Origin of the sequence: Thauera sp. K11, assembly GCF_002354895.1 — a bacterium.
Taxonomy (GTDB): domain Bacteria; phylum Pseudomonadota; class Gammaproteobacteria; order Burkholderiales; family Rhodocyclaceae; genus Thauera; species Thauera sinica.
In genome coordinates, this window is the sequence record NZ_CP023439.1 from 4659625 (window position 1) to 4682321 (window position 22697).

Genomic DNA, 22697 nt, shown 5'->3' on the forward strand with positions numbered 1-22697 from the left:
CCGCCATACGCAACCGGAGATCAGTCGACATGAAACTGTCACGACGCCAGTTCTTCAAGGTGGCTGCCGGAGGTCTGACCGGATCGAGCCTGGTCGCGATGGGCTTCTCGCCCGCCGCGGCCCTCGCCGAAGTCCGCACCTTCAAGCTCGCGCGCACCACCGAAACGCGCAACACCTGTCCGTACTGTTCGGTGGGGTGCGGCATCATCATGTACAGCCTGGGCGACCAGGCCAAGAACGTCCATGCCGACATCATCCACATCGAGGGCGATCCGGATCACCCGGTCAACCGCGGCACGCTGTGTCCGAAGGGCGCGGGGCTGCTCGATTTCGTGCATAGCAGGAACCGGCTGAAATATCCGGAAGTGCGGGAACCGGGCAGCCGCGAATGGAAGCGGATCGGTTGGGACGAAGCCTTCGGGCGCATCGCCAGTCTGATGAAGGAAGACCGCGACGCCAACTTCATCGCCAGGAACGACGATGGCGCCACCGTCAATCGCTGGCTCACCACCGGTTTCCTGGCCGCCTCGGCCTCCAGCAACGAATCGGGCTACATCACGCACAAGGTGGTGCGCAGCCTGGGGATGCTCGCATTCGATAACCAGGCGCGTGTCTGACACGGCCCGACGGTGGCAAGTCTTGCCCCGACGTACGGCCGTGGAGCCATGACCAATCACTGGACCGACATCAAGAATGCGGACGTGATCCTGATCATGGGCGGCAACGCCGCCGAAGCCCATCCCTGCGGCTTCAAGTGGGTGACCGAAGCAAAGGCGAAGAACAAGGCCCGCCTGGTGGTGGTGGACCCGCGCTTCACGCGGTCGGCCGCGCTCGCGGATCTCTACGCGCCCATCCGCACCGGCACCGACATCGCCTTCCTCGGCGGGGTGATCAACCACCTGATCGCTGGCGGCAAGGTGCACATGGACTACATCAAGTCCTACACCGACATGAGCTATGTGGTGAAGGACGAGTTCGCGTTCGCGGACGGCTTCTTCTCGGGGTACGACGCCGAAAAGCGCAGGTACGACAAGTCGAGCTGGGAATACGAGATCGGCGCGGACGGCTACGTCCAGACCGACCCGACGCTGGAACATCCGCACTGCGTCTGGAACCTGATGAAGGCGCACTTCAGCCGCTACACGCCCGAGATGGTCGAGAAGATCTGCGGCACGCCGAAGGACAAGTTCCTGCAGGTCGCCGAACTGCTCGCATCGACCCACACGCCGGACCGGGTGATGACCATACTGTACGCACTGGGGTGGACGCAGCATTCGACCGGTTCGCAGATGATCCGCACCGCAGCGATGGTGCAGTTGCTGCTGGGCAACATCGGCCGTGCCGGCGGTGGCGTGAACGCCTTGCGCGGCCACTCCAACATCCAGGGCCTGACCGACCTCGGCCTGCTGTCCAACCTGCTGCCCGGCTACCTGACGCTGCCGGGCGACAAGGAAACCGATTACGCGCAGTACATCGCCCGCCGCGCGCCCAAGCCGATGCGGCCCGGCCAGCTCTCCTACTGGCAGAACTACGGCAAGTTCCACGTCAGCCTGATGAAAGCGTGGTACGGCGCCGCGGCGACGAAGGAGAACGACTGGGCGTTCGACTACCTGCCCAAGCTCGACAAGACCTACGACGTGCTGCAGGTCTTCGAGCTGATGCACCAGGGCAGGATGAACGGCTACGTCGCGCAGGGCTTCAACCCGCTCAACTCCTTCCCCAACAAGGCGAAGGTGGGCGCCGCGCTGGCCAAGCTCAAGTTCCTCGTCATCATCGACCCGCTCGCCACCGAAACCTCGGAGTTCTGGCAGAACCACGGCGAGTTCAACGACGTGGACCCGGCCGCGATCGCCACCACGGTGTTCCGCCTGCCCTCCACCTGCTTCGCCGAGGAGGACGGCGCCATCGTCAATTCCGGCCGCTGGCTGCAGTGGCACTGGAAGGGTGCCGAGCCGCCGGGCGAGGCGAAGTCCGATCCGGAGATCATGGCCGGCATCTTCCTGCGCATGCGCGAGATGTACCGCAAGGACGGCGGCGCCTTCCCCGACCCGATCCTCGATCTCGTCTGGCCCTACAAGGTTGCGCACCAGCCGACTTCCGAGGAGCTGGCGAAGGAGTACAACGGCAAGGCGCTGGCCGACCAGACCGATCCGAAGGACCCGGCCAGGGTACTGAAGAAGGCCGGCGAACTGGTTGACGGCTTCGCCCAGCTCAAGGACGACGGCTCGACCGCCTGCGGCTGCTGGATCTTCTCCGGCGCGTGGACCGAGAAGGGCAACATGATGGCCCGCCGCGACAATGCCGATCCTTACCGTAACGGCCAGACGCTCGGCTGGGCGTTCGCCTGGCCGGCCAACCGGCGCATCCTGTACAACCGCGCGTCCGCCGATCCCGCCGGCAAGCCGTGGGACCCGAAGCGCGGGCAGGTGTGGTGGGACGCGGCGCAGGGCCGCTGGGCGGGTTCGGACGTGCCCGACTTCAAGCCCGACTCCGCCCCCGAGGAAGGGATGGGGCCCTTCATCATGAATGCCGAGGGCGTGGCGCGCTTCTTTGCCCGCGGCATGATGAACGAGGGACCGTTCCCCGAGCACTACGAACCCTTCGAGACCCCCATCGGTGTCAATCCCATGCATCCGGGAAACCCCAGGGCCACTTCCAACCCGGCCGCGCGGGTGTTCAAGGGCGACATGGAAGCCTTCGGCCGGGCCAGCGAGTTTCCCTATGCGGCGACGACCTACCGCCTGACCGAGCACTTCCACTTCTGGACCAAGCACGTCGAGTCCAACGCCATCACCCAGCCCGAGCAGTTCGTCGAGATCGGCGAGGTGCTGGCGGCGGAAAAGGGCATCGCGGCGGGCGACCGCGTCAAGGTCAGTTCCAACCGGGGCTACATCAAGGCGGTGGCGGTGGTCACCAAGCGCCTGCAACCGCTGACGGTGGACGGCAAGACGGTGCACCACGTCGGGATTCCCCTGCACTGGGGCTTCAAGGGCGTGGCGAAGAACGGCTTCATCACCAACACGCTGACGCCCTTCGTCGGCGACGGGAACACGCAGACGCCCGAGTTCAAGTCCTTCCTCGTCAACGTCGAGAAAGCCTGAGGAGATCGCCATGGCACTGCAATCGCTGGACATCGCCAAGCGTTCGGCCACGACCACCGAGCCGCCCCAGGCACGCAGGACCACCGAGGTCGCCAAGCTCATCGACGTCTCCAGGTGCATCGGCTGCAAAGCCTGCCAGGTGGCGTGCATGCAGTGGAACGACCTGCGCGACGAAATTGGCACCTGTGCCGGCACCTACGACAACCCGCGCGACCTGACCGACCAGTCGTGGACCGTCATGCGCTACGCGGAAGCCGAGACCGACCGCGGCCTCGAATGGCTGATCCGCAAGGACGGCTGCATGCACTGCGAGGATCCGGGCTGCCTGCGGGCCTGTCCGTCGCCCGGGGCGATCATCAAGTACTCGAACGGCATCGTCGACTTCCACCAGGAGAACTGCATCGGCTGCGGCTACTGCATCACCGGCTGTCCGTTCGACATCCCGCGCATCTCGAAGAAGGACGGCAAGGCGTACAAGTGCTCGCTGTGCTCCGACCGCGTCGCGGTCGGCCTGGAGCCCGCCTGCGTCAAGGTCTGTCCCACCGGCTGCATCGGCTTCGGCTCCAAGGAGGACATGACCGAACTGGCCGGGGAACGCGTGGCCGAACTCAAGGAGCGCGGCTTCGTCAACGCGGGCCTCTACGACCCGCCCGGCGTGGGCGGCACGCACGTCATGTATGTGCTCAACCACGCCGACCAGCCGGGCCTGTACAGCGGCCTGCCGGCCGAGCCGGCGATCTCGTCCGCCGTCTCGCTGTGGAAGGGCATCACCAAGCCGCTGGCGATGGCCGGCATCGCCGCCGCGGCGCTGGGCGGCCTGTTCCACTACGTGATGAAGGGCCCGAACGAAGTGTCGAAGGAAGTCGAGGCCGAAGTCGACAAGGAACTGGAGGGCGAAAAATGATCCGCGATCCGTCCGACCTGCAGCGGTATACCGCTTCGGAGCGCGCCAACCACTGGGTGGTGGGCATCTGCTTCATCCTGCTCGCGCTGTCCGGGCTGGCCCTGTTCCATCCGGCGCTGTTTCCGCTCACCTACCTGTTCGGCGGCGGGACGTGGACGCGCATCCTGCACCCCTTCATCGGCGTCGTGATGATGCTGTTCTTCGTGGTGATGTTCTTCCGCTTCCGGCATCTCAACCGCATGACCGGCACCGACTGGGAATGGGTGAAGCGGGCGAGGGAGATGGTCGATGGCGACGACCACAACATGCCGATCCAGGGCAAGTACAACGGCGGCCAGAAGCTGCTGTTCTGGTTCCTCGGGCTGGCGATGCTGGTGCTCTTCGTCTCCGGCATCGTGATCTGGCGCGCCTACTTCTCGGCCTACTTCCCGATCGGCGCGGTACGCCTCGGCGCCGTGCTGCACGCGGCATTCGCGGTGCTGATGATCATCGCCATCATCGTGCACGTGTATGCCGCGATCTGGGTCCGTGGCACCATCCGCGCCATGCTGTACGGCACCGTCACCCGGGCGTGGGCGAAGCAGCACCACCGCGCCTGGTACCGCCAGATGACCGGCAAGTGAGCGCCGACGGCCTGCCCGCCCGCGTACCGGCGGGCAGGCAGGACCTTCCCCGCAACAGGGCCGGCGAGGCCCTGTCTTTCTGGACCGACATGCAGAAACTGCTCTCCCCGGAAGAAATCGCCGTCTCCGCGAGCGGCGAAGGCAGCACCAACCGCCTGCCCGCCGCGCGCGTCTTCGCCGACCGTGCCGCGCGCCTGCGCACCCTGGCGGAAGGGCATGCGATGGGCGACTTCCTGCTGTTCGCGGCGCGCCTGGCCCAGGCCCAGCAAACCCTGCTGGACCGGCGGCCGCCCGCGGCGCCTCCTGATTCCGCCTGGCTGGGACGCTGCCGGCAGCACGGCATGCCGCCCCTCGACGCGCAGGGCGCGCCGCTGCCGGCGGACTGGCGCGACGTCCTGCTGGCTCTGGCGGCGGAGGCCGCGCCGCACGCGCCGGCCGGCCTGCAGCAGGCCGTCGGCGAACTGCGCGCCGTGCCGGCGGCGCGCATCGAGGCGCTGGCCCGCGCCATCCTGCGCGCCGACGAGCAACTGGCCGATCCGCTCGAACTGGCGCTCGCGCCGCTGGCCGGCGCCGCGCTGCAGGTGCTGTGGACGGCGCGTGCGCTGGCGCTGCAGCCCGGCGACCTGCCCGCCGGCTTCGAGGACAGCCTGTGCCCCGCCTGCGGTTCGCACCCGGTCGCCTCCATCGTGCGCATCGGCGACGCCGGCCACGGCGTGCGCTACGCCACCTGCAGCCTGTGCGCCTGCGAATGGCACGTCACCCGCATCAAGTGCGTGCCCTGCCACAACACCCGCGGCATCGCCTACCTGAACCTCGAAGGCGGAGCCGGCGCCCTGCATCCGGCGGTCAAGGCCGAGACCTGTCCGGAATGCCGCGGCAGCCTCAAGATCGTGTCGATGGAAAAGGACCCGATGGCGGACGCTTTCGCCGACGACCTCGCCACCCTCGCGCTTGACATGCTGGTCGACGAAGCCGGCTTCCACCGCGCCGGCAGAAACCTGTTCCTGTTCATGCCCTAGGAGCGTTCAACGATGGCGTCCATGGTCCATGGCACCACGTCCGCAGCCGACGACAACACCGCCTACCGCGCCCTGCCCGGCATGGACCGCCTGCTCGCCGCGGCACGGGCGCTGGTCGAGACCCACGGGCACGACGAAACCACCCGCGCGCTGCGCGAAGCGCTGGCCGCGGCGCGCGAGCGGATCGGCGCGGGAGCGGCCTGCCCCGACGATGCCGCCCTGCTGCAGGATGCCCAGGCCCGCCTCGCCGCCCGCGCCGCGCCGCGCCTCAGGCGCGTCTTCAACCTCACCGGCACCGTGCTCCACACCAACCTCGGCCGCGCCGTGCTGCCCGACGAAGCGATCGCGGCGATGGTGGAGGCAGCACGCTCGCCCTGCGCGCTCGAATACGACGTGGACTCCGGCGGGCGTGGCGACCGCGACGACGTCGTCGTCGAACTGCTGCGGGAACTCACCGGCGCGGAGGCCGCCACGGTGGTGAACAACAACGCCGCCGCCGTCTTCCTGCTGCTGAACACGCTCGCCGCCCGCCGGGAGGTCATCGTGTCGCGCGGGGAACTGGTCGAGATCGGCGGCGCCTTCCGCGTGCCCGACATCATGAAGCGCGCCGGCGCCCGCCTCGTCGAGGTCGGCTGCACCAACCGCACCCATGCGCGCGATTTCGAGGACGCCATCGGCCCGCGCACCGGCCTGCTGATGAAGGTGCACACCAGCAACTACGCGATCGAGGGCTTCACCGCCAGCGTCGCCGCGGCCGACATGGCCCGCATCGCCCATGCCCGCGGCCTGCCCTTCGTCGAGGACCTGGGCAGCGGCACGCTCACCGATCTCACTCGCTGGGGGCTGCCGCACGAACCCACGCCGCGCGAGGCGATCGCCGCCGGTGCCGACCTGGTGAGCTTTTCCGGCGACAAGCTGCTCGGCGGCCCGCAGGCCGGCATCCTCGTCGGGCGCCGCGACCTGATCGCGAAGATCAAGAAGAATCCGCTGAAGCGCGCACTGCGCGTGGGCAAGATCACGCTCGCCGCGCTGGAGGCGGTGCTGCGCCTGTACCGCGACCCGGACAGCCTGCCGCAGCGCCTCGCCACGCTGCGCCTGCTCACCCGGCCGTGCGACGAGATCCTTGCCCAGGCCGAGCGGCTGCGTCCGGCGGTCGCCGCGGCGGTGGCCGGCTGGCCGCTCGCGGTGGGCGTGGAGCCGATGCTGTCGCAGATCGGCTCGGGCAGCCTGCCGGTGGATCGCCTGCCGTCCGCCGGCCTGGTCTTCCGCCCGGCGGGCCGCAAGGGCGGGGTGCTGAACCGGCTCGAGGCGGCATTGCGCGGCCTGCCGCTGCCGGTCATCGGCCGCGTTGCCGACAATGCGCTGCATCTCGACCTGCGCTGCCTGCAGGCGGAGGACGAGCCTGCCTTCGTCGCCCAGTTCCGCGCCGGGATCGGACCATGCTGACGGCCCTTCGCTGCTGCGCAACGGAAGGCCGGCTTTGCATCGCCGGGCCGTCTTGCAGGTGCGGACCGATGCTCCGCGAGATTCCTGCGTCACCCTCCCGGAGGGAGCGGAGTGCCTCCTGCGGGCGACCGGGCGGAGGCGCTCATGGTCCCGGCCGTCGCGGCGGGCGCCAGTCGGGTGCGGTCTTGCTGCGGTAGATTGCGGCTTTCAACCTCGAGCGATCCCCATGCCCTTGCTGCGCGGCTGCGAGTTTCCGGACCGGCTCCTCTACCGCCCGGAGAGCCACCTGTGGTTCGCGCCCCTGGGCGCCGGGCGCTTCCGGGTTGGCGTCACCCGTTTCGGCGTCGCCCTGTCGGGCGAGATTCTGCTGTTCACCCCCAAGCCGGTGGGCGTCGAACTGGCGGCGGGGCGCGGCTTCGGCCTGCTCGAGGCCGGCAAGACGGTCTTTCCGGTCAAGACCCCCTTCGCCGCGCGGCTGGCGTGCGCCAATGCGGCCCTCGATCCGTCCGCGCGGGAGATGAACCGCGACCCCTTCGCCGCGTGGCTCGTCGACCTCGAAAGCCTCGCCCCGCTGCCGCAGGACCTGCTGCTGCGCTGGCCCGAGGCGCGTGCGCAGATCGAGCGGATCATGGACCGCTACGCCTTCCGCGACCTCGCCGATTTCGCCGCGCCGCTGTTCCACGAGGACGACCGTGACTTCTGAGACGCGCGCCGAAAAGCTCGCCATCCTCGTATGGGCCGCCGACCCCGGCCGGCCGGAACTGTGCGCTACGCCCTTCTACTTCGCCGCGGCGGCGGCGGCGATGGATGCCGAGGTGGAGATGTACTTCACCGCCCGTTCGGTCGAGCTGCTGCGCAAGGGCATCGCGGAGGCGATCGAAGCCGCCGCCGGCAGCGGCAGGTCGGTGGCCGATTTCCGGCGCGACGCGCTGGCCCTGGGCGTCCGCCTGTATGCCTGCCCCGCGGCGATGGTCAGCCACGGCATCGCGGACGCGGAGCTGATCCCCGAAGTCGCGGGGCAGGCCGGCGCGGCGGCCTACCTCGGCCGGGCCCTGGATACGGCATGGCGAACCCTGGGCTTCTGAGCGCGCCTTCGTCCGGAGGACGCTACCCTGGACAAAACAGGTCGCCTGTAGTCTGATCCGGCGCGGGGCGCCGGTCCGCTCCCCGTCGTGCGGACCTCGGCCCCGCCAGGCAGGCGCAGCCCGTCCGCGCCGCGCCACCCGAATACCCGGACACAGGGTGCCGATTCGCATATCGGCCGTCCGGACCGGCGGTCTTCATCCGCCACCCATCAGCCCGGCCGCGAGGCCGGGTGCTTAAGCCCCGGCGGCATCCCGCACCGGGGCGGCTGTGTTTGACCGGGAGACATCGATGACACACGACCACAGCGCCTCGCGCAGGCGCTTTCTGGCGTCGGCCGGCGCACTGGCTGCCGGGGCCGCCGCCCCGCCGGCACTCGCCCAGGGCTCGGCGCCGAATCCGCCCGCGGCCGGCGGGCTGCCCTACCTGATCGGCCGTTCCACCGACACGCTGATCCCGCGCGGCAAGGTGCCGCGGGTGGTCATCTGCGGCGGCGGCTGGGGCGGGGTCACCGCGGCCAAGTACCTACGCCGGCTCGCCCCCCACCTCGAGGTGGTGCTGCTCGAGCGCAACCCGGTGTTCTTCTCCTGCCCGATGAGCAACAAGTGGCTGGTCGACGTGGTGGACACCCAGTTCCTCACCCACGACTACCTCGGCGTGTCGGAGAAGTACGGCTACCGCTTCATCCAGACCGAGATCCTGGAGATCGAGCGCGACCGCAAGCAGGTCGTCACCGCGGCCGGCGGCCTGCACTACGACTACCTGATCCTGTCGCCCGGCATCCGCTACAACTACGAAGCCTGGTTCGCCAACGACCGCCGCATGGCCGAAGCCACGCGCGCACGCTTTCCGGCGGCCTACATCCCGAGCGCGGAACACTTCCACCTCAAGCGCGCGCTGCAGGACTTCAGGGGCGGGCACCTGGTCATGACGCTGCCACCACCGCCGCAGCGCTGCCCGCCCAGCCCCTACGAGCGCGCCTGCCTGATCGCGTCGATGTTCAGGAACAAGAAGATTCCCGGCCGGATCACCATCCTCGACCACAAGGACGGCGTGCGCCCGATCGGCCCCGGCTTCCGCGCCGCGTTCGAAGAGCTGTACAAGGACATCATCACCTACGTGCCGAATGCGCGCGTCGAGGAGATCGACCCGTTCAAGAAGCACATCCGCACCGAGGCGGGCGATTTCGACTTCGACCACGCCATCCTGATGGCGCCGCACCAGGCCGGCGACCTCGCGTGGAAGGCCGGCGTGGTGCCGCCGCCCGGCCAGGGCAAGCCCGGCGGCGGCTGGGCCGACGTCGATCCGCTGTTCCTGCACGACCGCAAGGACAAGGACGTGTTCGTGATCGGCGACGCGGTGGGCTTCGTGTCCGAGCAATTCGCCTTCTACCCGAAGGCCGGCCATGTCGCCAACCGCCACGCGCGCATCGTTGCCAGGTACATCGCCGAACGCGAGGCCGGCCGCGAACCGACCTACCAGTTGCCGGACAACCTGTGCTTCATGATGGTCGACAGCAACCCGCAGGTCGGCATCTCGGTGCAGTTCGACTACAAGGTCAATGGCAAGGGCGTCATCGAACAGACCCAGATCGACTACAACGAGCGCAAGCCCGAAACCGTGGGCGAGGACTTCAACTGGGCGCGCTTGATCTACGAAGACATGTTCGCGTGAGAGCGGCCATGCATGCCAGCGCCGCGCTGCTGGGCGCGGCGCTGGCGGCGTCCGTGCCCGTAGCTTCGGCCGCCGGGTTGGAGCCCGCGCCCGGGCTGCCGCCGGCCCCGCCCGCGCTGCAGCAGGTGCTCGACGCGGTGCGCGGCAAGGCGGTGATCGTGAATTTCTGGGCGAGCTGGTGCGAGCCCTGCCGCAAGGAGATGCCGGCGCTGGTCGAACTCGACGAGCGCGAGCCCGGCGTGGCGCTGGTCACCGTCGCGGTGGCCGACCGTGCCGCCGACACCCGCCGCTTTCTCGCCGACCACCTGATCGGGAACACCGTCGTCGTTCCCGATCCCGACCAGGGCATCGCGCGGGCGTGGAACGCCCGCATGATCCCCACCACCTATGTGCTCGACGCCCGCCACCAGCCGCGCTACCGCGTGGTCGGCGAGGCCGACTGGCGCGACGCCGCCCTGCAGGATCGCGTGCGCGCCCTCGCCGCCGGCGAATCGGAAGGACGAACCGAATGAACCGCCGCCGGCGCTTCGACAGCCTGGACCCGGATACGCGCTGACGGCGAAGGAGATCGCCCGGGCGGGGAACGGAGGGCGCGGCGGCGCGGGTTCGATGCGGGCCGCGCGCGCCGTGCCGGTCAGTACAGGAAGGGGATCAGCCTGCGCACCCGCCGCCGGTAGTCGGCGTAGTCGGGAAAGCGCGCCATCAGCCAGGTCTCTTCGCGGCGCGACTTGAGGTCGAAGAACGCGAACAGCAGGGCGGCATAGGCCAGCGTCAGCCAGCCCTGCACGAACAGCGCCCAGCCGAAGGCCAGCAGCAGCACGCCGCAGTAGATCGGGTGGCGGACGTAGCGGTACAGGCCGGTGGTGACGAGGGTGGCATCGTCCCTGGGGTGCGGCAGCGGCGTCAGGTTGCTGCCCAGATGCAGTGCGGCGGCGGCGCAGATCGCCGCCCCGAGCACGAGCAGCCCGATGCCGGCGGCGGTGGCGAGGGCGGCGGCCGGCTCGGGCCATGGCGGCAGGCCGGAGGCGCTGCGCGGGCCGAACGCGACCAGCGCGAAGAGCAGGCCCTGCGCGGCGACGTACCACTCGCCGCGCCGGCCTTTCCACCACGGGTGGCGGGTTGGTTGGTCGTTCATGGTCCGGGTCCATCTGCAAGAGGCGGTCGACGTTGCGGGTCGGCGGCGCGATCCCGCACCGCGTCGCCCGCTTTCTCTCCCACATGGTAGAGCCCGCGGACGAAGTCTGCCTTCGGGGAGCACCGCGGCAACCCGGGCGACCCGGCGGGCGGGCCGTTCGGCTGCGCGCCGCCTGCCCGCCTCACGCCGGGTCGCTACCGAAGCATTGCGAACGGGGTTCGGGTTTGTTAAGCTTTATATCAAGCGCTTGCTTGATATAAAGCGTTGGCCCTGCGGAGACGGCTCCGCATGGAGATCACCGTACTCGCGCCCTGCAGCGGAGGAACCCATGTCCCGACATCCACTTACGCGGCTTTGCGCCATCGAAGACGTTCCCGACGGCGGGGCGCTGCAGGTGGTCCTGCCCGAGCGTCCGCCGCTCGCCGTATTCCGCCTCGAGGGACGATGTTTCGTGACCGACGACACGTGCACTCACGGCAACGCATCCCTGTGCGACGGCGACGTCGAAGGCGGCCTCGTCATCTGCCCCTTCCATGCGGGCTCCTTCGACATACGGACGGGGGAAGCCGTCGACCGGCCCTGTGTGAAGAAGCTGCAGACCTACGAGGCCATCGAAGACGGCGGCGCCCTCTACACAGTTTTCCCGGAAGGCTGATCGAAGATCATGAGCATACCGACCGCAATTTACGACGTGATCATCATCGGCGCCGGCGTCGGGGGAGCGAGCGCGGCGGAAGCCGTCCTGTCATGCGACGACGCACGGACCATCCTCCTGATCAACGAAGAGGAATGGCTGCCCTACGACCGTCCTCCGCTGTCGAAGGAAGTGCTGCTTTCCCGGGCGCAGCCGGAAGAGATCGGCCTGCTGGCGGACCAGGTCCGGGCGAACGCCAGGCTGACCATGCGCAACGGGACGAAAGCCGCCGGCATCGACCGGCACGACAAGACGGTGCGCCTGTCGGACGATTCGGTCGTCGGCTACCGCAGCCTCATCCTGGCCACCGGCTCCCGGGCGCGAGAGCTGGACCCGGCGATCCTAGATGCAGGGCCGGCGGCCGCGGTCTTCCACCTGAGGACGCTCGGCGATGCCCTGGCCCTGAGAGAGAGCCTGGCGAAGGGCGAGGCGCTGCGCCTCGTCATCATCGGCGCGGGGTTCATCGGGCTCGAGGTCGCCGCCGCCGCGATCCGGTGCGGCTGCGATGTCACCGTCCTCGAGGCCGGCCCCAGGGTGGTGGGAAGAGGCGCATCCGGGCCCGTGGCCGAATTCCTCCGGCAGCGCCACGAGCGCGAGGGCGTCAGATTCCTCCTGCAGGCCCAGGCAGCCGGGATCGCGCGCGTCGGGGCAGGGCTGCAGGTCACGCTTGCCGACGGAGAATCCCTGCCCGCGGATGCGATCGTCGTGGGCATCGGGACCATTGCCAACGACGGGCTCGCGCACGAGGCGGGGCTTGCCTGCGCGAACGGCATCCTGGTGGATGGATGCTGCAGGACGAGCGATCCGTCGATCTACGCCGTCGGCGACGTGGCGTGCATGGCGGAGGCCGGCGTGCCGCGGACGGCGAGGATGGAGCACTGGCAGGCCGCGCGCACGATGGGCGGGATCGCGGGCCGGAACGCGTGCGGTGCGGACGAGCGCCATCAGGAGGTGCCGTGGGTGTGGACCGATCAATACGACCTCAACGTCCAGTTCCTCGGCCATACCTCCGATCGGAACTGCCAGGTGACGAGAGGCGATCCCGCCGACGGGAAGTGGGCCCTCTTCGAGAAGGATGGCGACGCGCTGGCGGCCGCGACCCTCGTCAACATGGGCAGGGAAAGGCGAACCGTCGAGCGGCTGATCGCAAGAAGGATTCCCGTTCCCGACGACATGCTCCGGGACGCCGGGTTCGAACTCAAATCGTTGCTGCGCTAGCAGGCCGAAACGGCCCGTTCCAGGGAGCCTCGCCGTTCGATGAAAGCCATCGTCCGGCCGATGGCAGATCGTTCTCCTGAAAGGTACCGCGAAGAATGAAGAACACCGCGATTCTGCAGATCCATGAAGAGCACCGCGCGATAGGCGCCGTCGTCCACGGGCTGCTCCACTTCGCCAGGGAAGCCGGCCGGCAAGCGCCCAGCCTTCCGCTGCTCCGGACGATGCTCGACTACATCGAGCAGTTTCCGCAAAAGCTCCATCACATCAAGGAAGAGAAATACATCTTCTCCGCCCTGCGCGCGCGAAGCCCGGAAGCCGGCGCCCTGATCGAGAATCTGAACGCGCAACATGCCGACGACCTGGCATTGACCGCAAGCCTGCGAGCGCAACTGCAGGACCTCGAAGCCGGCGCCGAAGGGGCGGCGGAGCGCTTTTGCGCAAGCGTGGATCGTTTCGCCGATCTCCAGTGGCGGCACATGGCGGAGGAAGAACGGCTGCTCCTTCCGCTCGCGGAGAAACATCTGGATGACGCCGACTGGAACCGCATCGCCGAAGCATTCGGCGAAAACGGAGACCCCCGCTTCCGGGGGGACAACAAGTCCAGGTTCGATGAAATGTTCAGGCTGATCGTGTCGACGGCACCCGGGCCGATCGGGCTCGGCTGACGAATCCGGCCGGCTGTGGACGATTTTCCGGTTCCTCCGGTCGAGGGATCTCCCCGGAATCTGCTGAAAGAGGCAAGAACATTGAACGAAACGAAAAAGCCGCTCGACGGCATCACGGTCGTCGAACTGGCGGGGCTGGGCCCCGCGCCGTTCTGCGGGATGCTGCTGTCCGACATGGGCGCGCGCGTGATTCGCGTCGACCGCCCGCCCGCAGGGACCGGAAACGGCCTGCAGGACATCTCCGACGGCCCGGTGAACAGGGGGCGGGAATCCATCTCGATCGACCTGCGCCACGAGTCCGGCATCGGCGTCCTCATGCGGCTGGTACGCAGGGCCGACGTGCTGATCGAGGGCTTTCGCCCCGGCGTCGCCGAGAAACTGGGCTTCGGTCCCGAAGCCTGCCGGCGGATCAATCCGGCGCTGATCTTCGCGAGGATGACCGGCTGGGGCCAGACGGGGCCGCTGGCCAGCGCGGCGGGGCACGACATCAACTACATCGGCCTGAGCGGGGCGCTCCACGCGATGGGAGATGCCGACCGCGCCCCGGCGCCGCCGCTGAACCTGGTGGGGGACTATGGCGGCGGCGGAATGCTCCTGGCCTACGGCATCGTCTGCGCCCTGCTCGAGGCGCGCAGTTCGGGGCGGGGGCAGGTTCTCGATGCGGCGATGACGGATGGCGCGGCCCTGCTGATGAGTCCGATCTACGCCATGCTCGGCGCCGATCACTGGCGCAACGAACGCCAGGCCAATTTTCTCGACGGCGCCGCGCCGTTCTACTGCACGTACCGCTGCGCGGACGGCAGGTTCATGGCGGTGGGGGCGATAGAGCCCCCCTTCTACAGGCAATTCCTCGGCCTGCTGGAGATCGGCTGCGTGTCCCCGTCGGACCAATGGCGGAAGGACACCTGGCAGGACACCAGGACGCGGATCGCAGGCCGCTTCATGGAAAAGACGCGGGACGAATGGGCCGCGGTCTTCGACGGCAGCGATGCCTGCTGCACGCCCGTGCTGGACATGATCGAGGCGCCGCAGCACCCGCACAACGCCGCGCGCTCGACCTTCACCCGCATGCACGGCATGAGCGTACCGAGCCCGGCCCCCCGGCTGTCCCGCACGCCGCCCGGGATGGCGGGCGGCGTCCCGCGCATCGGCGAACATACGCAACCCATTCTCGAGGGCCACGGCTTCTCGCCGGCCGAGATCGATGCGCTGCACGCCGGGAAGGTGGTCTTCATGCGGCATCCCGCGGCTGGGCCGCGCTAGGCGGGCGGCGCGGAAACGGGCCGCGATGCACGCAGCGATGCGACGTGGGGCGATGGAATGCGGCACGCTCCCGCGGATCGGCGGCCGCGCGCCCGCGTAGCACCGGAGAGGCGCTACGTCACAGATCGCCGTCGCCGGCGATGCCGGAAAATCCGTCGCGACCTTCGAGCATCCTGAAAGGCGTGGGATCGGGTTCGTTCAGCAATGATCGGGTCATGGCCTTCGCCAGTTCGTCGATCTGGGCCGGCCGCGGGCGATGGACCCATTGCGCAGTCCAGTTGAGCGCTCCGATCGCCACCTTGCGGAACAGGTTCTTGTCCCCGCGGATCAGGCCGGCCGCCTTGACCTCGTCGAGCACCTGGTACCAAAGCGCCCTGTAGTCCCGGCTCAGCTCCAGCAGCGGCGCCTGCATGTGTTCCGGCAGGCAGCGCAGATCCTGCAGCCAGATATGGTGGAAGTGCGTCTTCTCGCCATGCAGCGCCCGCAGATGGCCGAGGACGAGCGCATCGAACCGGGCCCGCGCGCCTGTCACGCCTTCCACCGTCACCCTGACGATCGCGACGCCTTCCTCCATCCCCTGGCGGAGTACCGCGGCCAGGATCTCCTCTTTCGACTCGAAGTGATAGAAGATGCTTCCGGAGGTGATCCCCGCTTCCCTTGCGATTTCCCGGACGGTCGCGCCTTCGTAGCCGCGCTCGTAGAACAGCTTGGCGGCCGCTTCCACCAGCGCCTGCTGGCGATCCCCCTGATAGGCCCCCGGACGGCCCCTGCGCCGCGCGCCCTTGTCGGCTGCGGGCGGTGAAGAGATTTCATTCATCTGCTTCATTTCTATGATTTTCGGGAGGCGCTCCGGAACGGATCGAGGCCCGCCCGGAAGTTGGTCTCACGTCCCGGAACTTTACACCAGCCCGCCGCAAAGCCAAGCCTGCGGCCATTCCCGGCGCTTGGCCGGCAAAGCGGAAATGCATGGGCCGGGCGGGCGGGAACGTGGTGCGGAGCACGGCCGTCAGGCTCCGAGATAGGCCCTCCGCACCTCCTCATCGTTGCACAGCGCGAAACCCTCTCCGGCCCGGGTCACGCGCCCGGCCTCGAGGACGTAGCCGTAGTCGGCCAGTTCGAGGGCGGCGGTCGCGTTCTGCTCGACGATCAGGATCGTCATGCCCTGCTTCTGCAGCCGCCTGACGACATTGAAGACTTCCGCGATCAGGAGCGGCGCCAGGCCCATGCTCGGCTCGTCCAGCAGGAGCAGGCGGGGCTTGCCCATCAGCGCGCGGCCGATCGCGAGCATCTGCTGCTGCCCGCCCGACAGGGTGCCGGCGGCGAGCGAACGCTTGTCGCGCAGGATGGGAAACAGGGCATAGACCTGCTCGAGTTCCTGTGCGAGCCGGTCGCGCTTCTCCTTGCGGGAATAGGCGCCCAGCATGAGGTTGTCCTCGACCGTCAGCGGCGCGAAGACGCGGCGCCCCTCGGGCACGTGGGCGATGCCGGCCTCGACCCGCCGCGGCGGCCTGAGGGCGGCGATGTCGCGGCCCATGTAGCGGATGCTCCCCGCACCCGGCGCATGCAGGCCGGAGAGCGTGCGCAGGAGCGTGGATTTCCCCGCGCCGTTGCTCCCCACCAGGGCCACCAGTTCGCCCTGGCGGACCTCGAGCGAGACGCCGTCCAGCGCACGGACGCTGCCGTGGAACACGGACAGCCCCTCCACTTCCAGCACCGGCTCGCCGCCCCGTGCGGCCGGGGCCTGCCCGGCCGCGAACACCGCATCGTCGATCTTCGCATTCATCAGACAGCCCGTCCCAAGTACGCTGCAACGACCTCCGGATTGTCGCGAACGGCTTCCGGGGCTCCCTCCGCCAGCTTCTTCCCGTAGTTGAGCACGACGATATGCCTCGACACGGACATGACGAGCTTCATGTCGTGTTCGACCAGTACCGTCGTCACGCCCGACGCGCTGAGTTTCGCAATGAGTTCGGACAGGTCCGCCTTCTCCGGCGCGCCGAGCCCGGCGGCCGGCTCGTCCAGCAGGATGAGCTTGGGCGAACCGGCCAGCGCGCGGGCGATCTCGAGCCGCTTCAGGGCGCCGTAGGGCATGGCGCCGGGATTCTCGCCGATGTAGCGGTCCAGTCCGACGTAGGCCATCAGATAAGCGGCCCGCTGGCGGCATTCCCTGTCCGCGGCGACGATGGACCTGCGGCGCAGCGCGGCCGGCGTCAGCCGGCTGTCGAGCTGCAGGTGGCTGCCGAGCATGACGTTCTCGACCGCGGACATGTTGTAGCAGATCTGCGGGGTCTGGAACGTGCGTCCCAGGCCCAGGCCGACCCTGGTATGCGTCGGCTTGCCGATCAGGCTGCGTCCGCCCAGCCGGACGTCGCCGCTGCAGGGCTCGTAGATGCCGGTGATGAGATTGAGCAGCGTCGTCTTGCCGGCACCGTTGGGGCCGATGATGGAATTCACCGTTCCGGCCTCGATCGCGAACGAGACGTCGTCGGTGGCCCGCAATCCGCCGAAAACCTTGCACAGCGAAACAACCTGGAGGTCGCTCATCGGTGGAACCTCCTGGCCAGTTGCGCGAGCGTCGGCACCAGCCCCTTGGGCATGAATACCATGACGAGAATCAGGATCAGCCCGTACACCAGGGATTCATGGTGCTCGAGCGAGGTGAGGACCTGCGGCAGCATGGTCACGATGCCCGCGCCGACGACTGCGCCGGCCACGGATCCCATGCCGCCGAGGATCACCATCAGGATGAGTTCGATCGACTGCATGAAATCCGCGCTCTTGGGCGTGATGAAGCCCGAATACAGCGCTCCGACGCCGCCCATCATCGCCGTCAGCACCGCGGAAACCGTAAAGATGCGCACCTTGTTCCAGGAGATGTCGATGCCGGACGAGGCCGCGAGCGCGTCGGGCCCCTCCAGCGCGCGCAGGGCGCGGCCGATAGGCGCGTCGACGAGGTTGCAGGCCATCCAGTACACCAGCAGCAGGATGCCGCCGACGATCCAGTACCACTGCGCGGCGCTGTCGATCTCGGTGCCGAAGACGGTGAGGACCGCCAGCGACATGCCGTCCGGCCCCCCCGTCAGCCAGACCTCGTTGCTGATGACGAGATAGATGATCATCCCCAGGCCCAGGGTCGCCATCGCGAGGTAATAGCCCTTCAGGCGCAGGATCGGGTGGCCGACCAGGAAGGCGAGGCCCCCCGCCGCGGCCGCGGAGACGGCGACCCCGAGCAGTGGCGGCCAGCCGTAGCGGGAGGACAGGATCGCCGTGCCATATGCGCCGATGGCCATGAATCCCGCATGGCCCAGGCTGATCTGGCCGGCATGGCCCACGAGCAGGTTGAGGCTGATCGCGATCACCGCATGGATGCCGATCATGACCGCCATATGGAGCTGGTATTCCGAGCTTGTGGCGAAGGGCAGCAGCGCGATGATCCCGCCGAGCGCGATCACGGGGCCCATCCGCAGCGGCGAGCGGGTCTCCACCTTCGCGTTTGCGGACGGCGCCGCGGGGACGACCTCGGCGGGCGTCGCCATTTCGTTCATGTTTGCCATCAGACGCGCTCCGCCCCGGAGGCCCCGAACAGTCCGCGGGGCATGAAGACCAGGATGACGAGGATCAGCAGGAATGCGACGGCGTCCTTGTAGTCCGACGCGCCGTATCCGGACATCATGGTTTCCGTGATCCCCAGTATCAGGCCGCCCAGGACGGCCCCCTTGAAATTGCCCAGCCCGCCCAGCACCGCCGCGACGAAGCCCTTGAGGCCCAGCATCAGGCCGACGGTCGAGTACGTGAATGCGATCGGGGCGATGGCGACGCCCGCGACCGAAGCCAGGAATCCGCCCAGTCCGAAACAGAGGAGCTTCATGCGCCGGGTATCGATTCCCATCAGCGTGGCGGCATCCGGATCGATCGAGGTCGCGAGGATCGCCTTGCCCGTTTTCGTCGCATCGAAGAAGCGCGTGAGCACGATCACCACGGCCGCGGTCAGGCCCAGCACCCACAGGCTCTGCGGCATCACCGTCACGCCCATCACGTGGATGGCCTCGTCGCCCGAAAAGGCCGGCAGGGAGTAGTAGCCCCGGCCCCAGACCGATTCGGCAGCGCCGCGTATGACGAGCGCAGCCCCCAGGGTGATGACCACGAGCGGCAGTGGCCCGGCATTTCCGGCAGGCTGGATGGCCGCCTTGTACAGCAGGAAGCCGACGCCCGCGCCCCCCAGCGTGCCGAGGACGACCGCGATTGGGAGCGGCAGGCCGGCGGTCAGGACCGCCACCGCCATCATGCCGCCGATCATCTGGAGATCGCCCTGCGCAAAATTGATCACGTGGCTCGAGTTGTAGACGAGAACGAAACCGAGGGCGATGAGGCCGTATATCGAGCCCACGGTCACCCCGGTGATCACGTATTGAAGTAATTCGGTCATATCCTGCTTCTCCCGCAAGCCCTGCAGCCTCGGGCACCGAGGCACGAAGACGCCGGAAAGCGCCTCCCTCGCGGCATGCCGCCTGGGCGCCGCGAGGGAGGGCGTCCGGAGATCAATCGATGAGGACGAACTTTCCGTTCCGGATCTCGGCCATGCGGAGCTTGCTCTGAGGCACGTAGCCGCCGTGATTCGTGGGCGAGTAGTTGTACTCGCCGGTCACGCCGGCCAGCCCCGCGGTCTTCTCGATCGCATCCCTGAGCGCCTGCCGGTCGACGGAGCCGGCGCGCTTGATCGCATCGACGGCGACGAGCAGCGCGTCGTAGCCGTAGCCGTGGAAGCCGTGGGGCAGTTCCTTGTAGCTGGCCTGGTAGAGATTGCGAAACTCGAGGGCCTTGGCCTTTTCGGGCGCCGAATCCGGCAGTTGCTCGACCACCATCAATGAAGGGACGGCGAGGCGCGCCCCTTCCGACGCCGGGCCGGCCAGTTCCGGATACTTCGGCGCGGCGGTGGAATGGCTCAGGTAGAGAGGCGCCTTGATGCCGAGCGCCGCGTGATTGCGCGTCACGATCGCGGGCTGGTTGCCGAAGTCGAGGTTGATGACGGCCTGGACCTGGGCGTTGCCCCGGATACGGGTGAGCTGGGCCGACATGTCCGTATCGCCGGCCGCGTAGGTTTCATCCGCGACGACCTTCACGTCGCCGCGCTTGCTGCTCAGCTCCAGGGCCACTTCGCGCGCCGCGCGGCCGAAGCCCGAGGTGCTGGACAGGAGCGCCACGTTCGTCAGCTTGTGCCTGGCGAGGTGGTCGAACATGACGCCCAGCGCCATCACGTCGTTCTCGGGTATGACGAAGAGCCAGGGCCGCAGCGGCTCCGTGAGCACCTTCGCGCCTGCCATCGAGATCAGCGGGACCTTGCCGCGAGTCGCGACGTCGGCCATCGAAAGCGTGCTGGGCGTCGTGCTGCTGCCGATCACCAGGCTGACCCGATCCTCGGTGACCAGGCGCTGCATCAGGGTTCTCGCCCGATCGGCATTCGTGCCGTCATCGTAATGAACCAGCTCGATCCGGCGGCCGAGCACCCCGCCCTGCTTGTTGATCGTCTCGGCCATCAGCTTGATGGTCTGCTCCTCGGCCCCTCCGAGGTACGAGCCCGGCCCGGTGCTGGTGGTGACGAGGCCGATCCTGATGGGGTCGGCGGCGACGGCGACCGTGGACAGCACCCCGATCGACAGCCCGACGGCGGCCTTCCAGGCGTTGCGTACGATGGATCGCCTGCTCTCGCGCGTTTGTCTCTTCATTGTCATTCCTCTGGTGTAGTGATTTTCTCGTTCTCGGAAAGAATTCAATCCGCATCTCTCGGTTCGGCCATTCCTCCTTGCAGGATCACGGAACTCTGGCAACTCACGAAAACATCGTCGTTCCTTCGCACCTCCGCCGTCAGGTATGCAATGCGCTTTCCGGCGCGGACGACCTGCGCCAGCACTTCGTATTCTTCCTGCATGGCGGGGCGGTGATAGGTCGTCTGGAGATTGATCGACGCGAACTTGCGCGCTCCCGCCAGGCTGGCGATGGCGGCGGCCATGATCTGGTCGCACACGGCGCCGACGAATCCGCCCTGGACGACGCCGTTTCCGTTCAGGAAGCCGCCCGGCGGGCGCCACAGCCCTTTCGCGGCGCCGTCGCGCGCGTATTCGAGCCGGACTTCGAGTGCGTGCATCGCGGGGGAGTCGACGACGCTGCGAAGCTCGTCGCGGAATTCGGCCGGGGCGTTCATTTCGCCTCCGCCACGGACCAGGGCAGGCGCTTCGGATCGTCCAGCACCCAGCGGCGGATCTCGGCCTTCTGCAGCTTGGCGGTCAGGGTCTTGGGCAGGGGATGGTCGACGATCAGGACGTGCTTGGGCGTTTCGGGCTTGCTGAGGTGGCTGCGGCAGAAGTCGATCAGCTCGTCGGCGGCGAGGGATTCCCCGTCCTTCGGCTTCACCACCGCGACGACGGCTTCTCCCCATTCCGGATGGGGGACGCCGATGACGGCCACTTCCTCCACCGCGGAGTGGGTCATGACGACGGCTTCGACGCTGGAGGGGAAGACGTTCACCGCGCCGGTGATGATGAGGAAGTTCTTGCGGTCGTGCAGGTACACGTAGCCGTCGGCATCGATGCTGACGATGTCGTGGCTGCGCAGCCAGCCGTCGCCCGGCATCACCTCGCGCGTCTTCTCGGGCAGGTTCTGATACCCCTTCATCATCGGCGTCCCGCGCATCCACAGTTCGCCGGTCTCGCCCGGCGGCAGCTCCTTGCCCTCGTCGTCGCGGACGGTCAGTTCGAAATGGAGCCCGACGCGCCCGACCGACTTGAGCAGCTCGGGACGGCCGTCGAAGGCGAGGCGATAATCCGCCGGCGTCATGAAGGTGACCCAGCCGCCGGTCACCTCGGTCTGGCCGTAGGTCTGCAGCAGTCCGACATCCGGCCATGTCCCGTGGATCTGGTGGATGAGTTCCGGCGATGCCGGGGAGGACCCGAACACCAGCAGGCGCACCGACGAAAAGTCGTACTGCCCGGTGGCGAACTCCCGCATCAGCCAGCGCAGGGTGGTGGGCACCTGCATGACGACGGTCACGCGGTGGCGCTCGACGTCGCGCAGATAAGCCTTCACGTCGAAGGCGCCCTCCGGGATCACGTGCGCCATGCCGTTCGCCAGCCCCCACACGTTCATCGCGATCACCACCCACGACGAAGCCGCCGGCATGTACCACACGTCGTCGGGGCCCAGCCCGACCGACAGCACCGAATGCAGGATCACGTCGTGGAGCCCGCCGTGACTGAGCACGACCCCCTTGGGCAGGCCGCTGGTACCGGACGTGTAGGTCACGAACAAGGTGTCGTCGCGGTCGAGCGCGGGGTAGTCGACCGCGCGCTGCCGGCCCTGGTCGATGATCGCCTCGTAGTCCAGGTCGAGGCCGTGGCCGTCGTCGTAGCCGATCACCAGCACGCCGGCGTCCGCGAACCGCTCCAGCTCGTTCTTCAACTGCTCCACGAGCCTGCCCTGGACGACGAGCGCCCTGATGCCGCTGTCCCTGGCACAGTGCAGCACCTCTTCCGAGGCGTAGCGCCAGTTGATGCCGACGCGCACCGCGCCGATCTTCATGCAGGCCATGAACTGCTCGTAGATCTCGATGCTTTCCTGGGAGAGCACCCCGATCGCATCGCCCTTCCCGATGCCCAGTTTCTGCAGGCCGGCGGCCAGCCAGTCGGAGCGCTCGTCCATCCGGCGCCAGGTCGCGCTGTGCTCCCCCATGTAGTACGCGGTCTTGTTCGGATAATTGCGGGCACAGCGTTTGATCAAGTCACGTGGCAGCATCTTTGTCTCCATGAGGCGTTTTCTCGGGTTGAGTCAATCGGGCCGATCCGTGGCGGATGGGCGTTCCGCCCGGGCGACGGGCGTGTG

Annotated in this window: 22 protein-coding genes; 13 read left to right on the forward strand and 9 right to left on the reverse strand. The window is 68.2% G+C overall.

The window, feature by feature from the left end:
- The first annotated feature begins 29 nt into the window (after positions 1-29).
- The 9 genes from fdnG (at position 30) to CCZ27_RS20435 (ending at position 10362) form a co-directional block, all read left to right on the forward strand.
- On the forward strand, positions 30-3101 hold the full coding sequence (fdnG, locus tag CCZ27_RS20395) for a formate dehydrogenase-N subunit alpha (protein ID WP_157748664.1): 3072 nt from the start codon (positions 30-32) through the stop codon (positions 3099-3101).
- Positions 3102-3111: 10 nt separating this feature from the next.
- Complete coding sequence (fdxH, locus tag CCZ27_RS20400; RefSeq protein ID WP_096451265.1) at positions 3112-4005, forward strand: formate dehydrogenase subunit beta; 894 nt, start codon at positions 3112-3114, stop codon at positions 4003-4005.
- On the forward strand, positions 4002-4628 hold the full coding sequence (locus tag CCZ27_RS20405) for a formate dehydrogenase subunit gamma (RefSeq protein WP_096451267.1): 627 nt from the start codon (positions 4002-4004) through the stop codon (positions 4626-4628). The genes fdxH and CCZ27_RS20405 overlap by 4 nt, the downstream gene beginning before the upstream one ends.
- Positions 4625-5647: a formate dehydrogenase accessory protein FdhE gene (fdhE, locus tag CCZ27_RS20410; RefSeq protein ID WP_198363208.1), complete on the forward strand. Its 1023-nt coding sequence runs from the start codon at positions 4625-4627 to the stop codon at positions 5645-5647. Before CCZ27_RS20405 ends, fdhE begins: the two co-directional genes overlap by 4 nt.
- 12 nt (positions 5648-5659) lie before the next feature.
- On the forward strand, positions 5660-7093 hold the full coding sequence (gene selA, locus CCZ27_RS20415) for an L-seryl-tRNA(Sec) selenium transferase (RefSeq protein ID WP_096451269.1): 1434 nt from the start codon (positions 5660-5662) through the stop codon (positions 7091-7093).
- A gap of 226 nt (positions 7094-7319) precedes the next feature.
- Positions 7320-7796, forward strand: coding sequence for a glycine cleavage system protein H (locus tag CCZ27_RS23765; RefSeq protein ID WP_157748665.1), 477 nt, complete (start codon positions 7320-7322; stop codon positions 7794-7796).
- Positions 7786-8178 (forward strand): DsrE family protein, encoded by a 393-nt coding sequence (locus CCZ27_RS20425; protein WP_096451273.1) that lies wholly within the window; start codon positions 7786-7788, stop codon positions 8176-8178. The genes CCZ27_RS23765 and CCZ27_RS20425 overlap by 11 nt, the downstream gene beginning before the upstream one ends.
- Before the next feature lie 289 nt (positions 8179-8467).
- Positions 8468-9850: an FAD-dependent oxidoreductase gene (locus tag CCZ27_RS20430; protein ID WP_096451275.1), complete on the forward strand. Its 1383-nt coding sequence runs from the start codon at positions 8468-8470 to the stop codon at positions 9848-9850.
- Between the two features lie 8 nt (positions 9851-9858).
- The gene (locus CCZ27_RS20435; protein ID WP_096451277.1) at positions 9859-10362 is read left to right on the forward strand and encodes a TlpA family protein disulfide reductase; all 504 of its coding nucleotides are present in this window, start codon (positions 9859-9861) and stop codon (positions 10360-10362) included.
- A gap of 122 nt (positions 10363-10484) precedes the next feature.
- Here CCZ27_RS20435 and CCZ27_RS20440 read toward each other — a convergent pair whose 3' ends face one another.
- Positions 10485-10985 (reverse strand): methyltransferase family protein, encoded by a 501-nt coding sequence (locus CCZ27_RS20440; RefSeq protein WP_096451279.1) that lies wholly within the window; start codon positions 10983-10985, stop codon positions 10485-10487.
- A gap of 328 nt (positions 10986-11313) precedes the next feature.
- Here CCZ27_RS20440 and CCZ27_RS20445 point away from each other — a divergent pair, with 328 nt between their 5' ends.
- The 4 genes from CCZ27_RS20445 to CCZ27_RS20460 all read left to right on the forward strand — a co-directional run bounded on the left by CCZ27_RS20445 (position 11314) and on the right by CCZ27_RS20460 (position 14825).
- Complete coding sequence (locus CCZ27_RS20445; protein ID WP_096451281.1) at positions 11314-11640, forward strand: non-heme iron oxygenase ferredoxin subunit; 327 nt, start codon at positions 11314-11316, stop codon at positions 11638-11640.
- A 9-nt stretch (positions 11641-11649) separates the two neighbouring features.
- The gene (locus CCZ27_RS20450; protein WP_096451283.1) at positions 11650-12897 is read left to right on the forward strand and encodes an NAD(P)/FAD-dependent oxidoreductase; all 1248 of its coding nucleotides are present in this window, start codon (positions 11650-11652) and stop codon (positions 12895-12897) included.
- 95 nt (positions 12898-12992) lie between these two features.
- Positions 12993-13562: a hemerythrin domain-containing protein gene (locus CCZ27_RS20455; protein ID WP_096451285.1), complete on the forward strand. Its 570-nt coding sequence runs from the start codon at positions 12993-12995 to the stop codon at positions 13560-13562.
- A gap of 81 nt (positions 13563-13643) precedes the next feature.
- Positions 13644-14825 carry a CaiB/BaiF CoA transferase family protein gene (locus CCZ27_RS20460; RefSeq protein ID WP_198363209.1) on the forward strand — a complete coding sequence of 394 codons (1182 nt, stop codon included), beginning with the start codon at positions 13644-13646 and terminating at the stop codon, positions 14823-14825.
- Positions 14826-14943: 118 nt separating this feature from the next.
- Here CCZ27_RS20460 and CCZ27_RS20465 read toward each other — a convergent pair whose 3' ends face one another.
- The 8 genes from CCZ27_RS20465 to CCZ27_RS20500 all read right to left on the reverse strand — a co-directional run bounded on the left by CCZ27_RS20465 (position 14944) and on the right by CCZ27_RS20500 (position 22610).
- On the reverse strand, positions 14944-15549 hold the full coding sequence (locus tag CCZ27_RS20465) for a TetR/AcrR family transcriptional regulator (RefSeq protein WP_198363210.1): 606 nt from the start codon (positions 15547-15549) through the stop codon (positions 14944-14946).
- A gap of 282 nt (positions 15550-15831) precedes the next feature.
- A complete protein-coding gene (locus CCZ27_RS20470) occupies positions 15832-16608 on the reverse strand; it encodes an ABC transporter ATP-binding protein (RefSeq protein ID WP_096451289.1) in 777 nt (258 codons plus the stop codon).
- Positions 16608-17369 (reverse strand): ABC transporter ATP-binding protein, encoded by a 762-nt coding sequence (locus CCZ27_RS20475; RefSeq protein WP_096451291.1) that lies wholly within the window; start codon positions 17367-17369, stop codon positions 16608-16610. The genes CCZ27_RS20470 and CCZ27_RS20475 overlap by 1 nt, the downstream gene beginning before the upstream one ends.
- Positions 17366-18379 (reverse strand): branched-chain amino acid ABC transporter permease, encoded by a 1014-nt coding sequence (locus CCZ27_RS20480; RefSeq protein ID WP_232516481.1) that lies wholly within the window; start codon positions 18377-18379, stop codon positions 17366-17368. The genes CCZ27_RS20475 and CCZ27_RS20480 overlap by 4 nt, the downstream gene beginning before the upstream one ends.
- Positions 18379-19269 (reverse strand): branched-chain amino acid ABC transporter permease, encoded by an 891-nt coding sequence (locus tag CCZ27_RS20485; RefSeq protein WP_232516482.1) that lies wholly within the window; start codon positions 19267-19269, stop codon positions 18379-18381. The genes CCZ27_RS20480 and CCZ27_RS20485 overlap by 1 nt, the downstream gene beginning before the upstream one ends.
- Positions 19270-19363: 94 nt before the next feature.
- Positions 19364-20548 carry an ABC transporter substrate-binding protein gene (locus tag CCZ27_RS20490; RefSeq protein ID WP_157748666.1) on the reverse strand — a complete coding sequence of 395 codons (1185 nt, stop codon included), beginning with the start codon at positions 20546-20548 and terminating at the stop codon, positions 19364-19366.
- Positions 20549-20592: 44 nt separating this feature from the next.
- Positions 20593-21024 carry a PaaI family thioesterase gene (locus CCZ27_RS20495; RefSeq protein WP_198363211.1) on the reverse strand — a complete coding sequence of 144 codons (432 nt, stop codon included), beginning with the start codon at positions 21022-21024 and terminating at the stop codon, positions 20593-20595.
- Complete coding sequence (locus CCZ27_RS20500; protein ID WP_096452844.1) at positions 21021-22610, reverse strand: class I adenylate-forming enzyme family protein; 1590 nt, start codon at positions 22608-22610, stop codon at positions 21021-21023. Before CCZ27_RS20500 ends, CCZ27_RS20495 begins: the two co-directional genes overlap by 4 nt.
- Positions 22611-22697 lie beyond the last annotated feature (87 nt).

Bases quoted from the DNA above. Each gene is read 5' to 3' on its own strand.
- fdxH (WP_096451265.1), top strand. From the start codon at position 3,112: ATGGCACTGCAATCGCTGGACATCGCCAAGCGTTCGGCCACGACCACC.
- CCZ27_RS20405 (WP_096451267.1), top strand. From the start codon at position 4,002: ATGATCCGCGATCCGTCCGACCTGCAGCGGTATACCGCTTCGGAGCGC.
- selA (WP_096451269.1), top strand. From the start codon at position 5,660: ATGGCGTCCATGGTCCATGGCACCACGTCCGCAGCCGACGACAACACC.
- CCZ27_RS23765 (WP_157748665.1), top strand. From the start codon at position 7,320: ATGCCCTTGCTGCGCGGCTGCGAGTTTCCGGACCGGCTCCTCTACCGC.
- CCZ27_RS20430 (WP_096451275.1), top strand. From the start codon at position 8,468: ATGACACACGACCACAGCGCCTCGCGCAGGCGCTTTCTGGCGTCGGCC.
- CCZ27_RS20435 (WP_096451277.1), top strand. From the start codon at position 9,859: ATGCATGCCAGCGCCGCGCTGCTGGGCGCGGCGCTGGCGGCGTCCGTG.
- CCZ27_RS20440 (WP_096451279.1), bottom strand. From the start codon at position 10,985: ATGAACGACCAACCAACCCGCCACCCGTGGTGGAAAGGCCGGCGCGGC.
- CCZ27_RS20445 (WP_096451281.1), top strand. From the start codon at position 11,314: ATGTCCCGACATCCACTTACGCGGCTTTGCGCCATCGAAGACGTTCCC.
- CCZ27_RS20450 (WP_096451283.1), top strand. From the start codon at position 11,650: ATGAGCATACCGACCGCAATTTACGACGTGATCATCATCGGCGCCGGC.
- CCZ27_RS20455 (WP_096451285.1), top strand. From the start codon at position 12,993: ATGAAGAACACCGCGATTCTGCAGATCCATGAAGAGCACCGCGCGATA.
- CCZ27_RS20470 (WP_096451289.1), bottom strand. From the start codon at position 16,608: ATGAATGCGAAGATCGACGATGCGGTGTTCGCGGCCGGGCAGGCCCCG.
- CCZ27_RS20475 (WP_096451291.1), bottom strand. From the start codon at position 17,369: ATGAGCGACCTCCAGGTTGTTTCGCTGTGCAAGGTTTTCGGCGGATTG.
- CCZ27_RS20480 (WP_232516481.1), bottom strand. From the start codon at position 18,379: ATGGCAAACATGAACGAAATGGCGACGCCCGCCGAGGTCGTCCCCGCG.
- CCZ27_RS20490 (WP_157748666.1), bottom strand. From the start codon at position 20,548: ATGAAGAGACAAACGCGCGAGAGCAGGCGATCCATCGTACGCAACGCC.
- CCZ27_RS20495 (WP_198363211.1), bottom strand. From the start codon at position 21,024: ATGAACGCCCCGGCCGAATTCCGCGACGAGCTTCGCAGCGTCGTCGAC.
- CCZ27_RS20500 (WP_096452844.1), bottom strand. From the start codon at position 22,610: ATGCTGCCACGTGACTTGATCAAACGCTGTGCCCGCAATTATCCGAAC.